Origin of the sequence: Pseudonocardia sp. HH130630-07 (assembly GCF_001698125.1) — a bacterium.
Classification (GTDB): domain Bacteria; phylum Actinomycetota; class Actinomycetes; order Mycobacteriales; family Pseudonocardiaceae; genus Pseudonocardia.
Map to the genome: position 1 here is coordinate 4,080,652 of NZ_CP013854.1, position 21,035 is coordinate 4,101,686.

17 protein-coding genes are annotated in these 21,035 nt (G+C 75.3%); 10 read left to right on the plus strand and 7 right to left on the minus strand.

What is annotated here, in order from left to right; genetic code table 11:
* Positions 1 to 8: 8 nt before the first annotated feature.
* The 3 genes from AFB00_RS19380 to AFB00_RS19390 all read left to right on the plus strand — a co-directional run bounded on the left by AFB00_RS19380 (position 9) and on the right by AFB00_RS19390 (position 4,225).
* Complete coding sequence (locus AFB00_RS19380) at positions 9 to 1,673, plus strand: CYTH and CHAD domain-containing protein (RefSeq protein WP_083275667.1); 1,665 nt, start codon at positions 9 to 11, stop codon at positions 1,671 to 1,673.
* Positions 1,637 to 2,731, plus strand: a complete 1,095-nt coding sequence (locus tag AFB00_RS19385; protein WP_442965815.1) for a PHP domain-containing protein — start codon at positions 1,637 to 1,639, stop codon at positions 2,729 to 2,731. The genes AFB00_RS19380 and AFB00_RS19385 overlap by 37 nt, the downstream gene beginning before the upstream one ends.
* A gap of 462 nt (positions 2,732 to 3,193) precedes the next feature.
* Entirely contained in the window at positions 3,194 to 4,225 is a 1,032-nt protein-coding gene (locus tag AFB00_RS19390) for a glycoside hydrolase family 16 protein (RefSeq protein ID WP_156819638.1), read from the plus strand.
* 18 nt (positions 4,226 to 4,243) lie between these two features.
* Here AFB00_RS19390 and AFB00_RS19395 read toward each other — a convergent pair whose 3' ends face one another.
* A complete protein-coding gene (locus tag AFB00_RS19395; protein WP_068798407.1) occupies positions 4,244 to 5,233 on the minus strand; it encodes a carbohydrate kinase family protein in 990 nt (329 codons plus the stop codon).
* Between the two features lie 108 nt (positions 5,234 to 5,341).
* On the opposite strand from AFB00_RS19395, the gene AFB00_RS19400 reads away from it, so the two are divergent.
* Positions 5,342 to 6,352 carry a CobW family GTP-binding protein gene (locus AFB00_RS19400; protein ID WP_068798408.1) on the plus strand — a complete coding sequence of 337 codons (1,011 nt, stop codon included), beginning with the start codon at positions 5,342 to 5,344 and terminating at the stop codon, positions 6,350 to 6,352.
* Between the two features lie 27 nt (positions 6,353 to 6,379).
* Here the strand turns inward: AFB00_RS19400 and AFB00_RS19405 are convergent, their stop codons facing one another.
* From AFB00_RS19405 to idi, 3 genes are all read right to left on the minus strand, one after another.
* Entirely contained in the window at positions 6,380 to 6,880 is a 501-nt protein-coding gene (locus AFB00_RS19405) for a hypothetical protein (RefSeq protein WP_156819639.1), read from the minus strand.
* A gap of 207 nt (positions 6,881 to 7,087) precedes the next feature.
* Complete coding sequence (locus tag AFB00_RS19410) at positions 7,088 to 8,149, minus strand: small ribosomal subunit Rsm22 family protein (protein WP_068798410.1); 1,062 nt, start codon at positions 8,147 to 8,149, stop codon at positions 7,088 to 7,090.
* Positions 8,150 to 8,236: 87 nt separating this feature from the next.
* On the minus strand, positions 8,237 to 8,764 hold the full coding sequence (gene idi / locus AFB00_RS19415) for an isopentenyl-diphosphate Delta-isomerase (RefSeq protein ID WP_068798411.1): 528 nt from the start codon (positions 8,762 to 8,764) through the stop codon (positions 8,237 to 8,239).
* 174 nt (positions 8,765 to 8,938) lie between these two features.
* Here idi and AFB00_RS19420 point away from each other — a divergent pair, with 174 nt between their 5' ends.
* Complete coding sequence (locus AFB00_RS19420; RefSeq protein WP_068798412.1) at positions 8,939 to 10,399, plus strand: DHA2 family efflux MFS transporter permease subunit; 1,461 nt, start codon at positions 8,939 to 8,941, stop codon at positions 10,397 to 10,399.
* 10 nt (positions 10,400 to 10,409) lie between these two features.
* Here the strand turns inward: AFB00_RS19420 and AFB00_RS19425 are convergent, their stop codons facing one another.
* Positions 10,410 to 11,741, minus strand: coding sequence for an MFS transporter (locus tag AFB00_RS19425; RefSeq protein ID WP_197519592.1), 1,332 nt, complete (start codon positions 11,739 to 11,741; stop codon positions 10,410 to 10,412).
* Positions 11,742 to 11,994: 253 nt separating this feature from the next.
* On the opposite strand from AFB00_RS19425, the gene AFB00_RS19430 reads away from it, so the two are divergent.
* Positions 11,995 to 13,281: a YeeE/YedE family protein gene (locus tag AFB00_RS19430; protein ID WP_068798413.1), complete on the plus strand. Its 1,287-nt coding sequence runs from the start codon at positions 11,995 to 11,997 to the stop codon at positions 13,279 to 13,281.
* Between the two features lie 18 nt (positions 13,282 to 13,299).
* Here AFB00_RS19430 and AFB00_RS19435 read toward each other — a convergent pair whose 3' ends face one another.
* Positions 13,300 to 14,103 carry a YceI family protein gene (locus AFB00_RS19435; protein WP_068798414.1) on the minus strand — a complete coding sequence of 268 codons (804 nt, stop codon included), beginning with the start codon at positions 14,101 to 14,103 and terminating at the stop codon, positions 13,300 to 13,302.
* Positions 14,100 to 14,906 (minus strand): MSCRAMM family protein, encoded by an 807-nt coding sequence (locus AFB00_RS19440; RefSeq protein WP_068798415.1) that lies wholly within the window; start codon positions 14,904 to 14,906, stop codon positions 14,100 to 14,102. The genes AFB00_RS19435 and AFB00_RS19440 overlap by 4 nt, the downstream gene beginning before the upstream one ends.
* A gap of 151 nt (positions 14,907 to 15,057) precedes the next feature.
* Between AFB00_RS19440 and AFB00_RS19445 the strand changes: the two genes are divergently transcribed.
* From AFB00_RS19445 to AFB00_RS19460, 4 genes are all read left to right on the plus strand, one after another.
* Positions 15,058 to 15,972: an AurF N-oxygenase family protein gene (locus AFB00_RS19445; protein ID WP_068800465.1), complete on the plus strand. Its 915-nt coding sequence runs from the start codon at positions 15,058 to 15,060 to the stop codon at positions 15,970 to 15,972.
* Positions 15,973 to 15,985: 13 nt separating this feature from the next.
* Positions 15,986 to 17,524 carry an FAD-dependent oxidoreductase gene (locus AFB00_RS19450; RefSeq protein ID WP_068798416.1) on the plus strand — a complete coding sequence of 513 codons (1,539 nt, stop codon included), beginning with the start codon at positions 15,986 to 15,988 and terminating at the stop codon, positions 17,522 to 17,524.
* 66 nt (positions 17,525 to 17,590) lie between these two features.
* Entirely contained in the window at positions 17,591 to 19,546 is a 1,956-nt protein-coding gene (locus tag AFB00_RS19455) for a S9 family peptidase (RefSeq protein WP_068798417.1), read from the plus strand.
* A 72-nt stretch (positions 19,547 to 19,618) separates the two neighbouring features.
* The gene (locus AFB00_RS19460) at positions 19,619 to 21,013 is read left to right on the plus strand and encodes an MFS transporter (protein WP_068798418.1); all 1,395 of its coding nucleotides are present in this window, start codon (positions 19,619 to 19,621) and stop codon (positions 21,011 to 21,013) included.
* Positions 21,014 to 21,035 lie beyond the last annotated feature (22 nt).

The following is a 21,035-nucleotide window of genomic DNA, read 5'->3' on the forward strand; positions in this document are numbered from 1 at the left end:
ACCCGCGCGTGCGGCGGGAATCCTCCTGGATGAGCCCCGCCGACGCGACCGTGCCGACCGAGCCCGCCCCGTCCGTACCGGCCGGGCCCGGCCCGTCCGCAGCGCCCACGGCCCGGCCGTCGGTCGTGGACGTGCCGCCCGGGGACCGCCCGTTCCACGGCCCGGCGCACGCCGGGGCGCCCCGGCTGTCCGGAGTCGGCGGGGTGGCGGGGTCCACGACGGTGACCGACGCGGAGGTCCGGGAGTACGAGCGGGTCGACACCGCCGACCTGCGCCTGCTCGCCGCCGGGGTGGAGCTGGCGCGCGAACGCGTCGTGCCGGACCGCGCCTCGCCGGCCGGCCCGGCCGCGACGTGGGTGCTGCGGCTGCCCGACGGGGACCCGGCCGCGGAGCTGCGGTCCCCGGTGCCCGACGCCGACGCGGGTGGCCCCGGGGAGGTGCCGCCGCCGTTCGAGGCCGTCCTGGCGCCGTTGCACGCCGGTGCGCCGTTGCGGCCGGTCGGGCGGGTGCGCCTGGTGCGGACGACGGTGCGGGTGCACGACGACGCGGACCGCGAGCTGGCGACGCTGTGGCGCGACGAGATCACCGCGACGACGCTGGGGGAGTCGACGTCGGTGCAGGCGTGGAGCGAGGCCGTCCTGCGGCCGGGGGCCGGCGGGAGCGCCGTCCTGGCCGGGATCGAGGACGCCCTGCGCGAGACCGGTCTGACGGCCGGGCCGGGCGGGGCGCGCCGCCGGCTCGCCGCGCTGCTGGCCGCGGCCGGCCCGGCCGACCCGCCGCGGCACCGGGGCGATCCGGACAGTGCGGGACAGGTGGTGCTCGACTACCTGGCCCGGCAGGTCGACGCGCTCACCGAGCGGGAGGCGGACCTGCGCGCGGACCGGCCGGACGCGGTGCACCAGATGCGGGTCGCGGCCCGCCGTGCCCGCAGCGCGCTGCGCACCTACCGGAGGCTCCTGCCCGGGCCGCGGACCGCGCACCTGGTCGCCGAGCTGCGCTGGCTCGGCCGGGAGCTGGCCGGCGAGCGCGACGCCGAGGTCCAGCAGGCCCGGCTGGAGGAACGACTGGCCGCCCTGGACCCCGACCTGGTGCTCGGCACGGTCCGGGCCGACGTCGCCCGGCACTTCGCCCGGACCAGGGCCACGACGTCGGCCGTGGTCGGTGCGACCGTCGACGGCGAGCGGTACGCCGCACTGCACGGCGCGCTGCGCCGGATGCTCGCCGACCCGCCACTGAGCGAGCGCGCGGCCCGGCCGGCCGCCGAGGTGCTGCCGCGGCTGGTCGGCCGTACCGCGCGCAGGCTGGACCGCCGGATGCGCATCGCGCTGGCCGATCTCGCCGACGGGCGGGTCGCACCGGTCTCGCTGCACGACGCCCGCAAGTCCGGCAAGCAGCTCCGGTACGCCACCGAGGTGGCCCGGCCGGCCGTCGGGAAGCCGGCGACGGTGTTCGCGAAGCGGATGAAGGCGGTGCAGACCGTCCTCGGGGACCATCAGGACGCCGTCGTCTCCCGGGAACTGCTCCGCGGGCTCGCGGACGGGTCCACCGGCGCCTTCACCCTCGGCGTGCTGCACGGCCGTGACAGCGCGACGATGGCCGGGCTGGAGGACCGGTTGCCGGAGATCTGGGAGCACGCGTGGACGACGAAGGCCAGGCGCTGGATGCAGGGGTGACCGGCCCGGCGGGCGCCCGGGACGCCGTCGCCGACCTGCGCCGGATCGCGTTCCTCCTGGAGCGGGCGCACGAGTCGACGTACCGGGTCCGGGCGTTCCGGGCCGCGGCGGCCGCACTGCGCGGGCGCGACGCCGAGGAGCTGGCCCGGCGGCACGCCGCCGGGACGCTCACCGACCTGCGCGGGGTCGGCGAGGTCACGGCCCGCTGCGTCGGCGAGTCGCTGACCGGCGAGGAACCGGTCTACCTGCGCCGGCTGGAGGACGCGGTGGCCCGCGCCGACGCCACCGGCATCCCGCTCGCCGAGGCGGCCGTGCGGTTGCGCGACGCGCTGCGCGGGGACTGCCACAGCCACACCGACGCCTCCGACGGCGGTTCCCCGCTGGCCGAGATGGCCGAGACGGCGATCGCACTGGGCCACGAGTACCTGGTGGTCACCGACCACTCGCCGCGGCTCACCGTCGCGAACGGCCTGTCGGCGGACCGGCTGCGGCGCCAGCTCGCCGACGTCGCGGAGCTGAACGACCGGATCGCCGCGACCGGGTCCGGGTTCCGGGTGCTCACCGGCATCGAGGTCGACATCCTCGACGACGGGGCGCTCGACCAGTCCGAGGACCTGCTCGCCGAGCTGGACCTGGTCGTCGCGAGCGTGCACTCGAAGCTGCGGATGCCGCGGGCGGAGATGACCGAACGGATGCTGACGGCGGTGGCGAACCCGCACGTCGACGTGCTCGGGCACTGCACCGGCCGGATGGTGACCGGGCGTCGCGCGCGCCCGGAGTCGGAGTTCGACGCGAACGCCGTGTTCGAGGCCTGCGCCGGGTACGGCGTCGCCGTCGAGATCAACTCCCGGCCGGAGCGGCTCGACCCGCCGAAACGCCTGCTGCGCCTGGCCGTCGAGGCGGGCTGCGAGTTCACGATCGACACCGACGCGCATGCCCCCGGCCAGCTCGACTGGCTCGACAACGGCTGCGCCCGCGCCGTCGCCTGCGGGGTGGAGCCGGACCGGATCCGCAACACCCGCGACGTCGCCGGCCTGCTCGGCACCACCCGGGCCTGACCCCCACCGCCCGGGGCCCGGCGCACGTGCGCCCGGCTCGACCACGGGGCGGCGACCGGGCTTCGGGTCCGTCCCGGGCAAGCCGCGCTCGGAGGCCACCGCCGCACCCGCTCCCGGACGCGGCCTCGCCCCGCCCCGTCGCGCTGCGGGTCTGCGCCGTGGACGCTCGCGCATCCCGCAGACGCTCACGGAATCGGGTGCGCGGGAACAGGTCCGGTGAGCGCGTGGGCCGGGGTGGCCTGCCGGGTGCAGGTTCGGCGCCTCGGAGCCGTCTGTGCGGTGCACGGAGGGTGAGACCTCCGGGGTATCGGTGACTCCCTGTCGGTCGGCGGTGACCCGGAAGGGTGGTTCGACTGGCGTCGGTCACGATCTGCTCGTCTGATGGGGCTGTCGGTGACGGAGTGACGAGAGGGGTCCACGGTGCGTGTGAACGCGAGGTTCCGGCTACCGATCGCACTCTCCGTGCTGCCGCTGCTCACGGTCACCGCGCTGGCCGCTGGTCCCACGACGACCGCGGCGACCGCGGCCACGGGACCGACGGCGGCCACCGACATCACGGGACCGGCCGCCGCGGGACCGCCCGCGACAGGACCGGCCGCCGCAGTACCGGGCACCGCAGGACCGGCCGCGGCACCGGGCACCGCAGTACCGGGCACCGCAGTACCGGGCGCGGCAGGACCGGGCACCGCAGCACCGGGCGCCCCGGCACCGGGTCCGACGTGCACCACGACCGCCGCCGACACCCTCGGCTGGGGCGAACCCACCCGGCGCTCGGAGTTCGACGGCACGGCCGTCCCACCGGACTGGCACCCCTACGGGCCCGAGCCCGGTCACGACAAGCAGGGCACCCGCACCCCGGACCAGGTCTCCGTCGCCGACGGCGCGATGACGATCGCCGCCGAGGCCGACGGCACCACCGGCGCGGCGAGCTGGCACCCCGGCCAGCGCTACGGCCGCTGGGAGGCGTGCGTGCGGTCGGAGGAGGCGTCCGGCGGGCTCAACGCGCTGCTGCTGCTCTGGCCGGTCGCCGAGGACTTCCCGGTCGGCGGCGAGATCGACTGGATGGAGATCACCGACGACAGCCGCCAGGAGACGTCGTTCTTCCTGCACTACGGGGAGGACAACGACCAGGACTACGGCTCGGTGCGGCACGACTCGACGCAGTGGTCGGCCTACGCGCTGGAGTGGACCCCGGAGAAGATCACCGCGTACGTGAACGGCGAGCAGTGGTACTCCACCACGAACACCGAGCAGTTCCCGCCGGGCCCGATGAACATGACCATGCAGCTCGACTACTTCGGCGACGCCGGTGGCCCGACCGCCATGCACCTGGACTGGGCCCGGCAGTGGGCGCTGCCGCAGAGCGAGCCGGCGACGCTGAGCCTGCCGTCGGGTGCCGCGGCGACCGGGCAGCCGAAGGACCACCCGGAGCGCGCGCCGCGCGAGCTGACCCCGGAGGAGCAGCAGGCGCAGGACGCGCTGCCCACCGGCTGACCCGGTGCGCCCGGTGGCTCAGCCCGCGGCGTCGAGCTCGGCGCGGGTCGGGGGGTTGGCACCGTGTCGCGAGCAGGTGATCGCGGCGGCCGTGACGGCCTCGGACAGCACGCCGTCGAGGGTCTCGCGGTCCATCCGGTACAGGTCGTCGCGGGCCGCGGCCCCGAGCAGCCCGCGCCGGTGCAGCCCGGCCAGCAGGGCCGCGGAGAAGTTGTCCCCGGCACCGACGGTGTCGACGACCTCGATCTCCTTCCCGGGTAGCACGCTGTGCAGGCCGGACGCGGTCCCGGCGAGCACGCCGTTCGCACCCAGCGTCACCACGACGACCGCGGGCCCCAGCTCCAGCCACTCGCCGACGACGTCACCCGGCTCGCGGCCGGGCTGCAGCCACTCGAGGTCCTCCTCGCTGACCTTGACCACGTCGGCCAGCCCGAGCAGCTCGTGCACACCGGGCAGCACGTCCTCCGGGGTGCCCATCAGCAGCGGCCGGATGTTCGGGTCGTAGCTGACGGTCGCGGTGTCCACGGCGGAGGCCAGCAGCTCCCGCAACGCCTCGTGCCCCGGCGCGGTGGTCAGCGCCAGCGACCCGGAGTGGACGGCGACGACGGGCTCGTCACCCTCGGGGTCCAGCGCGCCGGACAGCTCCTCGGCCGTCCACTGCCAGTCCGCGGTGCCGGAGATCCGGAAGTCGTAGGACGCCTGGCCGTCCGCCGCCAGCTCCACGATCGCCAGCGACGACGGCTCCGCGGCCTCGACCGCGTGCGAGAGGTCGACGCCGTTGTCCGCCAGGTGGTCACGCAGCTTGCGCCCGAGCAGGTCGTCGGCGAGCCGGGCGAGCATCCGGGCCCGCACGTCGAGCCGGGACAGCCCGACCGCCACGTTCGCCGGGCTCCCGCCGGGGGCGAACTCCCAGTACCCCGCAGCGGGGGCGGGGACGATGTCGACGAGTGCCTCGCCGGCGACGGCGACGACTCCGCGCGGCCGGCGTGCGGCAGCAGTTTCGGGCATGGGCGCACTGTATCCACCGCCCGGCGGGGTCCTCCCCACCCGAGGTGGGTGACCCGTACCGCCACCCACCCGCAGTACACGGTCCGTGGCACGTGGTAGGCATGACGGGTGCCCCGGAAGATCCCGGTCGTGGTGCTGGCCGGTTTCCTCGGAGCCGGCAAGACGACCCTGCTGAACCACCTCCTCGCGACCGCCGGGGACGCGCGCATCGGTGTCGTCGTCAACGACTTCGGCTCGGTCGGGATCGACGCGATGCGGATCGCCGGGCAGGCCGGTGAGGTCGTCGGGCTCGGGAACGGGTGCCTGTGCTGCGAGATCGGCGAGGGCGGCGTCGCGGGCGTGCTGGAGAGCCTCACTCGTCGGCGTGACGAGATCGACGTCATCGTGATCGAGGCCAGCGGGATCGCCGAGCCCGGCACGCTGGTCCAGCTGGTCCTCGACGCGCTCGGCCGGGACCTCGGTTTCGGAGGGCTGGTCGAGGTCGTCGACGCGGCCGAGCTGGCCGCCACCCGGTTGCGGCACCCGCAGCTGGACCGGCACATCGGGCTGGCCGATCTCGTCGTCCTCAACAAGATCGACCGGGTCGACCCGGGCACCCTGTGGCGGGCCCGGCGACTGTGCCGGGAGGCGAACCCGCGGGCGCCGATCGTCCCGGTCCGCGATGGCGCGATCGACCCGGCGCTGCTGTTCGACATCGAGATCGTGCCGGGCCGGCAGCTGATGCTCGGCGAGCAGGTGCGCGAGGCCGGCGAGGAGCACGCCGCACACCTGCACGCCGGCTACCAGAGCGTCACCTTCCGCTGCGACGAGCCGCTCGACGCCGGCCGGCTGCAGGACCTGCTCGACGCCCGTCCGTCCGGCCTCTACCGGATCAAGGGCTCGGTGCGGTTCGCCGCCGCGCCGGCCGCCGAGCGCTGGGACCTGCACACGGTCGGCCGCTACGTGCGGTTCCGCCGGGCCCGGTGGGACAGCGGCGAACCCCGCCGCACCACCCTGGTCATGATCGGGACCGGGCTGGACGAGGCCGCACTGCACCGCGCGCTGCGCGCCTGTGTCGCGGGGGCCGACGACCGCCGCGACACCGACGCACTGCTCCCGGTCGCCCGCTACGCGGTGTGACCGGCCGGGGCCGCCGCCGGACGGCGGTCAGACGGCGGTGAGATCGGGACCGGTCGCGGGCTCGTCGAGCACCGCGAGCGCGTCGATCGCCCAGATCTCCTGCGCACCGACGGCGGTCCACAGCAGACCGCCCAGGGTGCGGGTCGGATCGATCCGCCCGGCCTGCCAGGACGGGCTCGCCGCGACCCGCTCGGCGCGGGCGCACAGCCGCCACTCGACCGATTCGCGGTCGGTCACCTCGACGGCGAACCGGCCGTGGCCGAACCGGGCGCGGTAGCGGCGCACCGGGTCGGTCACCGCGTGGATCATCGACAGCACGCCGACGGCACCGGCGAACGTGACCGGGAGCGCGACCGCGAGGACCAGCACGAGCCAGGCCCAGCTCTGCGCACCCACGGTCACCGCGGCGACGACGGAGGTCAGGACCGCGGTGGCGGTCAGCGCCCCGGCGGGGAGCCGCGTGTAGACGAGGTCCCCCGCGTCGTCGATGACGTAGGAGGTGTCCTGCAGCAGGGCGGGATCGTGCACGCGGTAACCGCGGCGGGTACGGATGAGGGTCGGAAGCCGATCGGTGGGAGCACCGGTGGTGAAGTCGTTCATGGTCGTGCTCGATCTGTGAGAAGCCTGCTGCTCGCGGCCCACCGGATGGCCGTCGCGCCCGGTCAGTCGCACACGATGCCTGCCGGTGTTACAGATTCACAACGAGTTCCCGGCAGGTCGTCCCAGTGGCGTTGATCACCCCCGGTTGCGCGTTCCGGGGCCGTCGTACTCCGGCGGCCACGGGTCCCCCCACGCCGCGTCGCGGGCGGCCCGGTACAGCGCCCCGCGACTGCGCGGAACGGGGGTGTCGCGAAGCTCGCCGTCCGCGCCGCAGACACTCAGGGTGACCAGTCCCTTGCGGCTGCGCGGGTGCCGCAGCACCCGTCCGGCGGCCCGCGGCGGCGGCTGCGCACCGTCCGGGCGGACGGCGACGACGTAGGAGAACTTCTCGTCCTCGTGCCCGAGCGAGCCCGCCTTGAGCGCCCGGTGCCGGGAGCTGCGGTTCACCCGGGCCGCGAAGTGGCACCAGTCGGCGCCGGTGACCGGGCAGGTGTCGTCGTGCGGGCACGGGGCCACGATCCGCAGGCCCGCGTCCAGCAGGCGGGAGCGCGCGGCGAGCACGTGGGCGTAGCCGGCCGGCGTCCCCGGCTCGACCACGGCCACGATCCGGGCTGAGCGGGCCATCGCGGCCGGCACCGCGGCGCGGACCGGGTCCGGGAGCTCACCCAGCAGGTAGCAGGCGGTGAGCAGGTCTGCGTCCGGGAGCTCGGTGCCGGTCCCGAGCAGGACGTCCTCCCAGCGGGCGGAGCGCACCACCGCGGCCGGGGCGAGCGCGGCCAGCCTGCGGCCCATGGCGCGGGCCGGGGCGGCGGCCTCCAGGACCGTCGTGCGGCGCACCGACGGCCAGACCTGCGCGGCCGCCCAGACCGCGGCGCCGGTGCCGCCGCCGAGGTCCACGTGCGTCGCCGGGGCGGGGACCCGGCCCGCGGCCCGGCCCAGCACGTCCAGGACGGCGGCGTGGGTGGCCGGCATCCGGTACGCCGCGTAGGCGGCGGCGTCGTCGTCGGAACGCAGGATCGGGGCGGTGGGGACCGATCCGCTGCGGTAGGCCCCGATCAGCCGCTCGACGACCGGGGCGAGCCGCGCGGTCGGGACCGCGTCGAGCACCGAGTCCAGCGCGGCACCGAGCGCGGTGCCGAGCTCCGGCCCGTGGCCGGTCCCGGTGTCGGTATCGGTGTCAGGTGCGGGGTGGTCCACCCGGCCATCCCACCACCCGTGCCGGTGCCCGCCCGCGGTCCGGTCGGTCCCGCGTCCCGGCGACCGGCCCGGCCGCCGCGCGTCGCCTCACCGCAGCAGCGGGTCGTCCAGCGCGTCCAGCAGCGGGACCTGCAGCCGGGCCCACGGGGACAGGCCCGATCCCGGGTCGCCCGCGGCGGCCCGGAACTCCGCCCAGCTCCACCACCGCACCTCGTCGACCTCGTCCGGGTGCGGGTCGGGCTCCCCGTCGAGCCGGGCGACGAAGACCGGGCAGAGCTCGTTCTCCTCGATCCCGTCCTGCGTGGCCCGGTAACTGAACTCCGGCAGCACCAGCCGCAGCTCGGTGGCCCGGACGCCGAGCTCGTCGGCGAGCCTGCGGTGCACGGCGCCGGCCATGTCCTCACCCGGCGCGGGGTGCCCGCAGCAGGTGTTCGTCCACACCAGCGGGAACGCGGTCTTTCCCGCCGCGCGCCGGGTGACCAGCAGCCGGCCGTCGGCGCCGACGCCGTAGCAGGAGAACGCCAGGTGCCGCGGGGTACGGGCGCCGTGCACCGTCGCCTTGTCGGCCACGCCGACCGGGTTGCCGTCATCGTCGAGGAGCACGACCTGTTCCATCCGACCTGTCTACTACCGCCACGACGGCCCCGCCGTACCGGTGGGGCCCGCCGCGAATCCGATCGCCGTGCAACACCGGGTCGTGTTCACTCGATGTACCCCCACGACACCGGCCGCGGTCCCGCACGCCCCGATCCGGCCGGTGCCGGCGGCCGACCACGAAGGAGACGCGCTGTGACGACCGAGCCCACCACCGGCCCCGCCTCCCGGGCGGAACCCCTGCCGGACGGCGCTCCGCTGATCATCGCGCTGCTCGTCGGGTCCGCCTTCGTGATGATCCTCAACGAGACGATCATGAGCGTCGCGCTGCCGGCCCTGATCGCCGACCTGCACATCACCGCGGCCACCGCCCAGTGGCTGACCAGCGGCTTCCTGCTGACGATGGCCGTGGTCATCCCGATCACCGGGTTCCTGCTGCAGCGGTTCCGGCCCCGCTCGGTCTACCTGGCGTCGATGAGCCTGTTCAGCGCGGGCACGCTGGTCTCGGCGCTGGCACCGGCGTTCGGGATGCTGCTCGTCGGCCGGGTGGTGCAGGCCTGCGGGACCGCGGTGATGGTGCCCCTGCTCATGACCACGATCCTGCGCCTGGTCCCGGCCACGAAGCGCGGGCAGACGATGGGCACCATCTCGATCGTCATCGCGGTCGCGCCGGCGCTCGGCCCGACGCTGTCCGGGGCCATCCTGTCGGCGCTGGGCTGGCGCTGGATGTTCTGGATCGTGCTGCCGATCGCGTTGCTGGCGCTGGCCGCCGGCGCCACCTGGCTGCGGGTGAGCGCCGAGACGTCGAAGGCCCCGCTGGACGTGCTGTCCGTGCTGATCTCGATGGTCGCGTTCTCCGGCATCGTCTACGGCCTGTCCGCGGTCGGCGAGTCCGCGGTGGCCGGCCCGCACGGCGGCGTCCCGGCGTGGGTACCGCTGGGGCTCGGCGTCGTGGCGCTCGCGGTGTTCGTGCACCGGCAGATCCGGCTGCAGCGGACCGGGTCCCCGTTGCTCGACCTGCGGCCGTTCACGCTGCGCCGCTACACACTGGCGCTGGTGCTGGTGGCGACCGGGTTCATGTCCCTGTTCGGGGCGATCATCATGCTGCCGCTCTACGTCCAGAACGTGCTCGGCGACAGCGCGTTCGTCGCGGGTCTGGTGGTGCTGCCCGGCGGCCTGGTGATGGGTCTGATGGGGCCGGTGGTCGGCCGGGCCTACGACCGGCTCGGGGTCCGTCCGCTCGTGGTGCCCGGGGCGTTGCTGCTGGCGGCGGTCATGTGGGGCTTCACCACGCTCGGCGCCGCCTCACCGATCTGGCTGGTCGCGGTGCTCTACGCCGGGCTGTCCGCGGCGCTGGCCCTGATGTTCACCCCGCTCATGACCGATGCGCTGGGCGCGCTGCCCAGCCACCTCTACTCGCACGGCAGCGCGATCGTCACCACGCTGCAGCAGGTCGCCGGGGCGGCCGGCACCGCACTGTTCATCACCGTGATGACGCTGGCCTCCGGCGGGGCCGGGGTGAACGCCGCCGGGGTGCACGCCGCGTTCCTCGTCGCCGCGGTGGTGTCGCTGCTGGTGGTGGCGCTGTCCTTCCTGACCGGCGGCCGCCCGGCCGAGGACGCCACGGTCGGCCCGGCCCCGGCCGGGAACGGCTGAGCGCCCCGGGTCACTCCGGCCGGGCCGGTTCGGCGAGCCCGGTCCGCGCCGTCTCGCGCAGTGCGAGCACCGAGGCGGCGGACACCAGGGTCACCACCACGATCGTCACGACGATGGCGGTGGTCCCGGCGCCGGTCGCGAGCAGCGCGGCGAACGTGACCGGCGCGAGCCCCGCACCGAGCCCGGACAGCTGGTAGGCCAGCGACGCCCCGGTGTAGCGCGACGAGGTGCCGAACAGCTCCGGGTACAGCGCCGCCGACGGGCCCATCCAGGCCGCGTACAGCACGTGCGCGACGACGACGGCGGTGGTCAGCGCGACCGTCGAACCGCTGTCGACCAGCGGGAAGATCGCGACGCACCAGGCGCCGGTGGCGAGGATGCCGCCGAGCACCACCGGCCGCCTGCCGACCCGGTCCGACAGGGCCGAGAACCCGATGATCGCCCCGATCGCGGCCACCGAGGACAGCGTCAGCGCGTTCAGTGCCACCGCCCGCGGGAACCCGGCCTGCACCGCGTAGGAGACCAGGAACGTGGTGAACGTGCCCTGGGCGACGAACGAGCCGAAGCCGATGCCGACCGCCAGGAGCAGGTTGCGCGGGTGCCGGCGCAGCACCTCGACCAGCGGCGGGCGCCTCGCGGCCACCGGCTCCGCGGCGTCCGCCGAGGTGAACACCGGGGTCTCCTCGACCCGCAGCCGGACGAACAGCCCCAGTGCGAGCAGCACGATGCTCAGCAGGAACGGGATCCGCCAGGCCCACTCGACGAACGCCTGCTCGCCGACCAGCGTCGCCGACGCCCCCAGCACCAGGGTCGACAGCACGACACCGGTCGGGGCGCCGGCGTTGGTGAAGCTCGCCCACAGCCCGCGCCGGGTGGCGGTGTGCTCGGCGGACATCAGTGCCGCCCCGCCCCACTCGCCGCCGATCGCGACGCCCTGCAGCACCCGCAGCGTGACCAGCAGCACCGCCGCCAGTGAACCGACCTGTTCGGAGGTGGGCAGCAGGCCGATCAGCGTGCTGCTCACGCCCATCAGCACCATGCTGGTGACGAGCATCCGGCGCCGCCCCAGCCGGTCGCCGAAGTGCCCGAACACCACGGCGCCGAGCGGCCGGGCCAGGTACCCGGTGGCGAGCGTCCCGAATGCGGCGACCGTGCCGACGACCGGGTCCAGGTCGGAGAAGAACACCTGGTTGAACACGACCGCCGCGGCCGTCGCGTACAGCATGAAGTCGTAGAACTCGATGACGCTGCCGAGGTAGCTCGACAGCACCGCCCGCCGTCGCTGGGTGACGGAGAACCGGGGCGGCACGGTCGGTGCCGCGGGGGACGACGGAGTGGACACGGCGGAACCTCGAGACACGGTCGAACCGGACACCTGGACAACGCACCATATCAACGCATACCGCACGAATCGTCACGTATTGCGACGGCCTGGTGACCGACGTCACGGGCGCTCGCCGGGCGGCCCCGGCCGGTGGGTGGCTCCCGTGTACCGCGGGTAACGTCGGCGGCCGGACGACCGGCGTGCCACGTGGCCGCGATCCCCGGTCCGACCGATCCCCGGGCCGCCGTCGGCCCCCGTCCGAGGAGATGCGATGTCCGTCGCCGGCGAACGCCGACCGAACGCGCTGGCGCTGGCGTTGCGCACGCTGCCGGAGACCGAGCGCGCCGCGTTCGGCCCGGCCGACCGCACGGCCGGGCCCCCGCAGTGGGCGGTGGTGGCCGTCGGCCTCGTCCTGGCCGTGCTCTTCCTGCTCGGGGTGGGCAGTGTCGCCCCGGCGACGATGGTCGGCACCGCCGCGCTCGGGCTGGCGCTGGGCTTCACCCTGTTCCACTCCCGGTTCGGGTTCACCTCCGGCTGGCGCCAGCTCGTCGCGGTCGGGCAGGGCGCCGCGATCCGGGCGCACATGGTGATGCTCGGCGCCGCGTCGGTGCTGTTCGCGGTGATCCTCTCCTCGGGGTTCGCACTGGCCGGGGAACCCCGCGCGTCGGTGTCGCCGGTGGGGATCGGGCTGGTCGTCGGTGCGTTCCTGTTCGGCATCGGGATGCAGGTCGGCGGGTCGTGCGCGTCCGGGACGCTGTTCGCCGTCGGCAGCGGGCAGAGCGCGATCGTGCTGACCCTGTTCGGCTTCGTCGCCGGGTCCATGTTCGCGGTGTTCACCCACACGTTCTGGACCGAGACGGTGCCGCGGGGCCCGAGCGTGGACCTCGCGGCGCTGCTGGGGTACCCGGGCGCGCTCGGGGTCACGCTGCTCGCGCTGGCCGCGATCACCGCCGGCACCTGGGTGGTGGCCCGGCGCCGCCGTCCGCCGCCGGTGGAGCGGCCGCCGTCGGCCCGCGGGATCGCCAGGGTGCTGCGCGGCTCCTGGCCGATGTGGGCCGGCGCGCTGGTGCTCGCGGCGCTGAACGCCGCCGTGCTGGTCGTCTCGGCGGCGCCGTGGGGCGTCACGTCGGCGTTCGCGCTGTGGGGCTCGAAGGTCCTGCAGTTCCTCGGCGTCGAAATGGCCGGGTTCGCCTACTGGCAGGTCCCGGCGAACGCGACGGCGCTGGCCTCGCCGGTGCTGGCCGACCGGATCTCCAACCTCGACGTCGGGATCATGATCGGCGCGCTGCTGGCGTCCGCCGTCGGCGGCGCGTTCGTGCTGCACCGGCGGATCCCGGGCCGGCTCGCGCTCGGTGCGGTGCTCGGCGGGATCGCGATGGGCTACGGCGCCCGGCTGGCCGGCGGTTGCAACATCGGCGCCTACTTCTCCGGGATCGCCTCGTTCAGCCTGCACGGCTGGATCTGGGCGGTCGTGGCGCTCGGCGGCACCTGGGTCGGGCTGCGCCTGCGCCCGCTGTTCGGCCTGGCGAACCCGAAGCCCGCCGACTCGCTCTGCTGAACCGGCGGGCCGCCGGGCTCAGCCCTCGTCCAGCACCGCCTGGACGTCGATGTCGATCCGCAGGGTCCGGCCGACGGCGAGCACCCCGGCCAGCACCGACTGGTTCCAGTCGATCGCGAACTCGTCGCGGGAGATCTCGGTGGTCGCGGTGAACGCCGCGCGGGTACCGCCCCAGGGGTCCGGGCCGCTGCCGCCGTAGGTCACGGCCAGGTCGACCGGGGCCGACACGCCCTTGAGCGACAGCGTCCCGTGCACCGTCCAGTGCGTGACGTCGTGCCGGGTCAGCCCGGTGCCGGCGTAGCCGATCGAGGGGAACGCGCCGACGTCGAGGAAGTCCGCGGTCCGCAGGTGGGCGTCCCGGTCGGGCTCGTCGGAGTCCACCGATCCCGCGTCGATCGCGACCTCCACCCGGCTCGCCTCGAACGGGTCGATCACCTCGACCCGGCCGGAGAACCGGCGCAGCCGGCCGTGGATCCGGCTGATCCCCAGGTGCAGGGCGGTCGCCCGGATGCTGGAGTGCTGGGCGTCGATCCGCCAGGTGCCGGGTGCGGGCAGCACGGCGCCGCCGGCCCGGGTCAGCTCCAGGCGCCCCAGGTCGACGCCGGACCCGTTCACCAGCACCGACCGCGCCGACGGCTCGTGCCCCGGCGTGGCGACGACGAGCGTGTGCGCCCCCGTGCCCAGACCGTCGATCGTGAACCCGCCGTCGGCCCGGCTGACGGCCCGGCCGCGCTGGACGCCGGTGGCGTCCATGACGGTGACCGTCCCGCCGGCGACCGGCCAGCCGTCGGTGGTGCTCAGCCGGCCGTGCAGCTCACTCATGCGCCGACGCTCCGTTCTCCCGACCCGGCCCGCTCGCGCGGATCGGGGAAGTGCACCTCGACCGGGGTCGTCGCACCCCGGTCGATCTGGACCGCGGCGACGACCGGCGGGTGCCCGCTCGCGGTGAGCGAGTGCCGGCCCGCCGGGAGGTCGAGCAGCTCGTAGCGGCCGTCGGGCCCGGTCGTGGTGGTGGCGACGGTCCGGCCGTCCGGGTCGGTCAGCACCATCCGGGCGCCGGGGACCGGGAGGCCGCCCGCGGTCCGCGCGGTGCCGGTCAGCACGGCCCGGGCCGGCAGCCGGATCTCCAGTGGCGCCCCGGGTGGCCCGTCCGGCTCGACGGCGACGGTGCGCGCGACCGGCTGGTGGCCCGGGGCGGTGCCGGTGAGGACGTGCGGCCCGGTGCCGGGGGTCCCCAGGTGGAACCGGCCGTCCGGACCGGTGGGTGCGTGCGCGACCACGGTGCCCGTCTGGTCGATGAGGGTGATCGCCGCGCCGGGCACCGGCACGCCGCCGTGGTCGGTCAGCACGCCGTGCAGGACTCCGCCGCCGGCGGTCACGACGTCGTGCCGGGTCTCGTCGTCGCGCACCGCGACCAGCCCGGCGTCCGGGCCGGCGCCGTCCGCGCGCACGACGACCAGGTACGTCCCGCCGGTCCGCAGGACGACCGCGTAGCCGCCCCCGCCGTCGGTCACGGCCCGGCCGTGCTGGCGCCCGTCCAGGTCGGTGACGGTCACGGTGGCGGCGGGTACCGGGGCGCCGCCGCGTCGCCGCACGGTCCCGGTGATCGAGGGTCCGGATGTCACCTGGGCAGCCTCCGTTCGTTGTCAGACGCAACGATATCCCGGACGAAGGACGCCGTGGGCGTCGCCCCGATGTGGACTTGCGTCTCGTGTAACCGGTGGTAACGTTACCGGCGGTTACAGCATGGACGTCGTCGTCTGCGAGGGAGTCGGCATGACCGCCACCGTTCCGGAGCCCGGCCTGAACCAGGCCGAGGACCGTCACGACACCGCGGAGCGCCTGCTGCGGTCCTCGGAGGAACTGTCGTTCGACCCGGCCACCCAGGTCGACTGGGAGACCCCGCTGGACCGCAGCTACCACGGCATGAGCCCGGAGTGGAGCAGCCTCTACGGCACCGCCTACTGGGACGAGCTGACCGAGGACGAGCGCCGCGAGCTGACCCGGCAGGAGTCGGCGTCGGTCGCCTCCACCGGGATCTGGTTCGAGATGATCCTGCAGCAGCTCGTGCTGCGGGACTTCTACGCGAAGGACCCGACCGACCCGGCCTTCCAGTGGGCGCTCACCGAGATCGCCGACGAGTGCCGGCACTCGATCATGTTCGCCCGCGGGTCGGAGAAGCTGGGCGCCCCGGCCTACATCCCGAAGCGCAGCGTCGTCACGCTCGGGCGGCTGTGCGCCATGACCTACTCCGGTGAGGCCGCGTACGCGTCGATCCTGGTCGCCGAGGAGGTCCTCGACGTGATGCAGCGGGACTGGATGCGCGACGAGCGTGTCGTCCCGTTCGTCCGGACGATCAACAACATCCACGTGGTCGAAGAGTCGCGGCACATGAAGTTCGCCCGCGAGGAGACCCGCGAGCGGCTGAAGGGTGCCGGGCGGCTGCGCCGGCAGTACCAGGCGCTCACGGTCGCGGCGGCCGCCTACTTCATCGTCACGAGCATGTGGAACGAGCAGATCTACGCCAACGCCGGGCTGGACACGCAGCGGGCGCTGCGCGAGGCGCGGGCCAACGAGCACCACAAGTCCCAGCTGCGGTGCTCGTGCGCGGGGCTGATGGAGTTCCTGTCCTCGTGCGGGCTGCTCACCCGGCCCGCCCTGTGGTTCTACCGCCGCGCGAACCTGATCTGAGCGGGGACGCGTCGTGGCCTTCGCGATCACCCAGACCTGCTGCACGGACGCGTCCTGCGTCGCCGCGTGCCCGGTGAACTGCATCCATCCCACACCGGACGAGCCGGACTTCGCGACGACGGACATGCTCTACGTCGACCCGCGGGCGTGCATCGACTGCGGCGCGTGCGCCGACGCGTGCCCGGTCGACGCGATCTTCCCGGTCGAGCGGCTGTCCGCGTCGCTGGCCGGGTACGCGGAGGTCAACGCCGCCCACTACGACGGCAAGCCGGTAGCCGGGGCACTGCGCGAGGACTCGCCGCTGTTCCACGACTGGTACCCGCTGCGGTTCACCCGCAGCCTGCCCGCGGACATGGCGCCGCTGGACGTCGCCGTCGTCGGGACCGGTCCGGCCGGCATGTACGCGGCGCAGGACCTGCTGCTGCACACCTCGTCCCGGGTGACCCTGGTGGACCGGTTGCGCACCCCGGGCGGGCTGGTCCGCTACGGCGTGGCCCCCGACCACCCGTCGACCAAGCGGATCGGGGAGTCCTTCGCCCGGTTCCACACCCACCCGCGGGTGCGGATGCGGCTCGGCACCGAGGTCGGGCGGGACGTGACCGCCGCGGAACTGCTCGCGCAGCACGACGCCGTGATCTGGGCGGTCGGCGCGCCGGAGTCCCGCACCCTCGGCATCGAGGGCGAGGACCTGCCCGGGAGCCTGCCGGCCGACACGGTCGTCGGCTGGTACAACGGCCACCCGGACGTGCCGCGCGACGCCGTGGGCAGTGCCGAACTCGGGGCCGATCTCGGGGACGGGCGGGTCGTCGTGGTCGGCACCGGCAACGTCTCGGTGGACGTCGCCCGGATCCTGACCGCCCGCCCGTCGGACCTGCGGGACACCCCGATCGACCGCCACGCCCTCGACGCGCTCGGTGCGGGCGCCGTCCGCGAGGTCGTCGTACTCGGCCGCCGTGGCCCGGAGACGGTCGCCGCGACCGCGCCGGAGCTGCGCGAGCTGCTCGACCGGACACCGGTGGAGGTCGTGATCGACGAGCACGACCCGCGGATCGGCGAGTCGCTCGACGGCCCGGCGCGCTCCGAGGCGCACCGGCTGCTCCAGCGCGCCCGCCGGGAGAAGGTCGACCACTCGCTGCCCGCGGACCGGCCCCGGGTGGTGTTCCGCTTCCACGCGACGCCGGACCGGATCACCGGCACCGGCCGGGTGCAGGGGGTCCACCTCGCCGACGGCACCGACCTCGCGGCCGGGCTGGTGGTGCGGGCCGCGGGCCACCGGGGCCGTCCGGTGCCGGGACTGCCGTTCGACGACGATCTCGGCGTCGTCCCGCACGACGCGGGCCGGGTCGCGGGCGCACTGGGGCACTACGTCGTCGGCTGGATCAAGCGCGGGCCCTCCGGCGGCATCGGCACCAACCGGACCTGTGCCGCGGAGACCGTCGGGTCGCTGCTCGACGACGCGGTGGCCGGGCGGCTCCCGGCCCGCGCGCGCGGTGGGTCGCTGCGCGCGCTCGTCCGTGGGCTCCGGCATCGAGGGGCGCCCCCGATCCGGTGACTTGAGTGTGCCCCGGCGGCATGGTGTCCAGTGGTGGTCGAACTCGCGACGAGGGGACACCGCACCATGACCAGCACCGGAGGACCGGCCGGGCAGCGCCCCGCGCTGCTCGACGTCGAGGCGCTCTTCGCCGATCCGGACTTCGCGCACCCGTCGATCTCCCCGGACGGCAGCCGGATCGCCTACCTGGCGCCGCACGGCGGCCGGCGCAAGGTGTGGGTCCGCGGCATCGACCAGGGGCACGACGACGCCGTCGCCGTCACCCGGGACACCCGGCGCGGGATCTCCAGCTACTACTGGACCGACGACTCGCGCTGGCTGCTCTACCTGCAGGACACCGACGGCAACGAGGACTGGCACCTGCACCGGGTCGACCTGGACGCGGCGTTCGCCGGCCGGGAGGAACCCGCGGCCGACCTCACCCCGATGGAACCCGGCTCCCGGGTGTTCGCGATCGACGCGGAGACCACGGTCCCCGGCACCGTGATCGCCTGGATGAACCCGCGCCCGCTCTACGTCGACGTGTTCCGGATCGACGTCGCCACCGGCGGGCGCACCCCGCTGGTGGAGCGCACCGACCCGGCGGAGACGTTCGTCATCGACCGGACCGGGCGGGCGTCCTGGTTCGTGTCCCAGGACACCGACGGTGCCCACGAGATCTCCGCGGCCGACCCGGAGACCGGCCGGCGGCGGCTGCTGCTCCGCCTCGACGGGCCGGAGCACCCGATGGGCCTGTTCCTGCTGCCCACCCCGGACGGGAGCGGCGCGCTGCTCGGCGACTACGGCGACGGCGACGACCTGCACCTCGTCCGGCTGGACCGGGCCACCGGCGAGCGGACGCCGGTCGCCGCGCTGCCCGGGCACAGCCTGGACACGCTCAGCGCGGCCTCGGAGCACCTGCCGCCCAGCGTGTTCGTCAGCCGGCGCACCGGTGAGGTCATCGCGGCCCGCTTCGTCGGCGACCGGCCCACGATCGTGCCGCTGGACCCGCACTTCGCCGAGGTCCAGGCCGAGCTGGAGAAGCTGTCCGACGGCGTGCTGGACACGGTCGGCTCGGACCTGAGCGAGCAGCGCTGGGTCGTGACCTTCATCGAGGACCGGGGGCCGGGCGCGACCTGGCTCTACGACCACGCCACCGGGCAGAGCCGGTTGCTGCACGGCGGGAGCACCGGCCCGGCGCCGCAGGACCCGGCCCCGGCGGAGCGCGCGCCGATGATCCCGGTCGGGTTCCCGGCCCGCGACGGCCTGCCGCTGCACGGGTTCCTCACGCTGCCGGTGGGCGTGGCACCGGAGGCGCTGCCGCTGGTCCTGCTCGTGCACGGCGGCCCGTGGATGCACGACACCTGGGGGCACAACCGGACCGTGCAGTTCCTGGCGAACCGCGGCTACGCGGTGCTGCAGGTCAACTTCCGCGGCTCGACCGGCTACGGCCGCCGGCACCTCGTCTCGGCGATCGGCGAGTTCGCCGGCGCGATGCACGACGACCTGATCGACGCCGTCGACTGGGCGGTCGCGCAGGGCTACGCCGACCCGGCCCGGATCGGCATCGTCGGCGGGTCCTACGGCGGGTACGCCGCACTCGTCGGGGTGACCGTGACCCCGGACCGCTTCGCGGCGGCCGTGGACTACGTCGGCATCTCCGACCTGGCGAACTTCATGGCGACCCTGCCGCCGTTCGTCCGGGCGAACATGACGAACAACTGGGTCCGCTACGTCGGGGACCCGGACGACCCGGAGCAGCTGGCCGACATGAGCGCCCGGTCCCCGATCACGATGGTCGACCGCATCACGACGCCGCTGCTGGTCGCCCAGGGGGCCAACGACGTGCGGGTGGTCCAGGCCGAGTCGGACAACATCGTCGCGCCGCTGCGGGAGCGCGGGGTGCCGGTGGAGTACCTCGTCGCCTCCGACGAGGGGCACGGGTTCGAGAACCCGGAGAACCAGGTGCTGCTGCATCGCGCGATCGAGCGGCACCTGGCCACGCACCTCGGCGGCCGCAGCGCCGCCGGGGACGGGGCCTGACCGGCGGGCGCCGTCGCGGTCCCCGGGATCGCGATAGCGTCCCGCCATGGTCCGCCGCCACAGCACCGACGCGTGAGCGGCGGCGGACCGGCCGACCCCGGCATCGGGCCCGCGCCACCGGGACCGCGGGCCGTGCTCGCCGTCCTGGTCGCCGCCACGGTGCTGACGGCCGGGACGAACACCGTGATGACCGTCGTGCTCCCCGAGGTCGGCCGGGACCTCGGCGTGGGCCCGGTCGCGCTGAGCTGGACGGCGACCGGGCCGCTGCTCGCACTCGCGGTGACCGCGCCGGTGTACGGGGTGCTCGGCGCCCGGTCCGGGGTCCGGTGGCTGTTCGCGACCGGCGTCGGCCTGTTCGCGATCGGCTCGGTGACGGCGGCGCTCGCCCCGGCGATCGAGGTGCTGCTCGCCGCCCGGGTGGTGCAGGGGCTCGGTGCCGGTGCGGTGCCCGCGCTGGCCGGGCTGGTCGTCGTCAGCACCGTGCCGCGGCACCGGCGGGGCGCGGCGTTCGGCGTGATCGCGACCGGCAACGGCGCCGCCCAGGCCGGCGGGCCCGCGGTCGGGGGCGTGCTCGCCGAGCTCGCCGGGTGGCGGGCGATGTTCGTCCTCGCCGGCGTCCTCGCGGTGCCGTTGCTGGTGGCGGTGGTGCGGGTGCTGCCGCAGCGTCGCTCGACGGAGCCGGCGGGCGGGGTCGACCTGCTCGGCGCGGCGCTGCTGGGGACCGCGGTGGCTGCGGCGCTCGCCGCGACCGGTCTGCGCGGCGGGCCCGGCACGGGGGTGCTGGTACCGGTCGCGGTGCTCGCGGCGGCCGGGCTGGTGCTCCGCTCGGCGACGGCCCGGCACCCGTTCGTCCCGGTCGCCCTGCTGCGCCGGCCCGGCTACCTCGCGGCCTGCGTCGTCGCCGCGGTGGCCCTCGGCACCTACCTCGCGGCCGAGGTGCTGGTCCCGCTGCAGGTCGCCGCGCTCAACGGGCTCGGGACCGGCGCCATCGGCTGGGTCCTGCTGCCCGGTGCGGTGCTGACCGTGCTGGTGTCGACGCCGGCCGGCCGGATCGCCGACCGGCGGGGGAACCGGGTCGTGGCGGCGACCGGGACGGGTGCGCTGCTCGGCGCGGCGGTACTCCTGTCCTCGGGCGCGGGCGGGCACCCGGCCGTCGTCGCGGCCGGGATGGCGGTCGCCGGGGCGGGGTTCGCGATCGTCACCGTGGCCGCACAGAACGCCGCGGGGCTCGCACTGGACCCGGCCGTCGCCGGGGCCGGGATGGGGCTCTACCAGACCGCGTACTTCCTGGCCGGTGCCGTCGGTGCCACGACGGGGACGGTCGTGCTCGCCGGCCGGGCGGGTACGCCGGGGTCGTGGAACCCGCTGCACGACGGCCCCGGCGCGGACTACGCCGACGCCCTCCTGCTGCTGGTCCCGGTACTGCTGGCGGGTCTCGCCGCGACGGCCCGGCTCCGCAGGGCGTGACGGCGTCCGGACCCGCACGGGG

What these genes read in the sequence shown, in the direction of transcription:
- AFB00_RS19430 (WP_068798413.1), top strand. Translation starts at nt 11,995, where the DNA reads ATGTCCGTCGCCGGCGAACGCCGACCGAACGCGCTGGCGCTGGCGTTG.
- AFB00_RS19445 (WP_068800465.1), top strand. Translation starts at nt 15,058, where the DNA reads ATGACCGCCACCGTTCCGGAGCCCGGCCTGAACCAGGCCGAGGACCGT.
- AFB00_RS19395 (WP_068798407.1), bottom strand. Translation starts at nt 5,233, where the DNA reads ATGCCCGAAACTGCTGCCGCACGCCGGCCGCGCGGAGTCGTCGCCGTC.
- idi (WP_068798411.1), bottom strand. Translation starts at nt 8,764, where the DNA reads ATGGAACAGGTCGTGCTCCTCGACGATGACGGCAACCCGGTCGGCGTG.
- AFB00_RS19435 (WP_068798414.1), bottom strand. Translation starts at nt 14,103, where the DNA reads ATGAGTGAGCTGCACGGCCGGCTGAGCACCACCGACGGCTGGCCGGTC.
- AFB00_RS19455 (WP_068798417.1), top strand. Translation starts at nt 17,591, where the DNA reads ATGACCAGCACCGGAGGACCGGCCGGGCAGCGCCCCGCGCTGCTCGAC.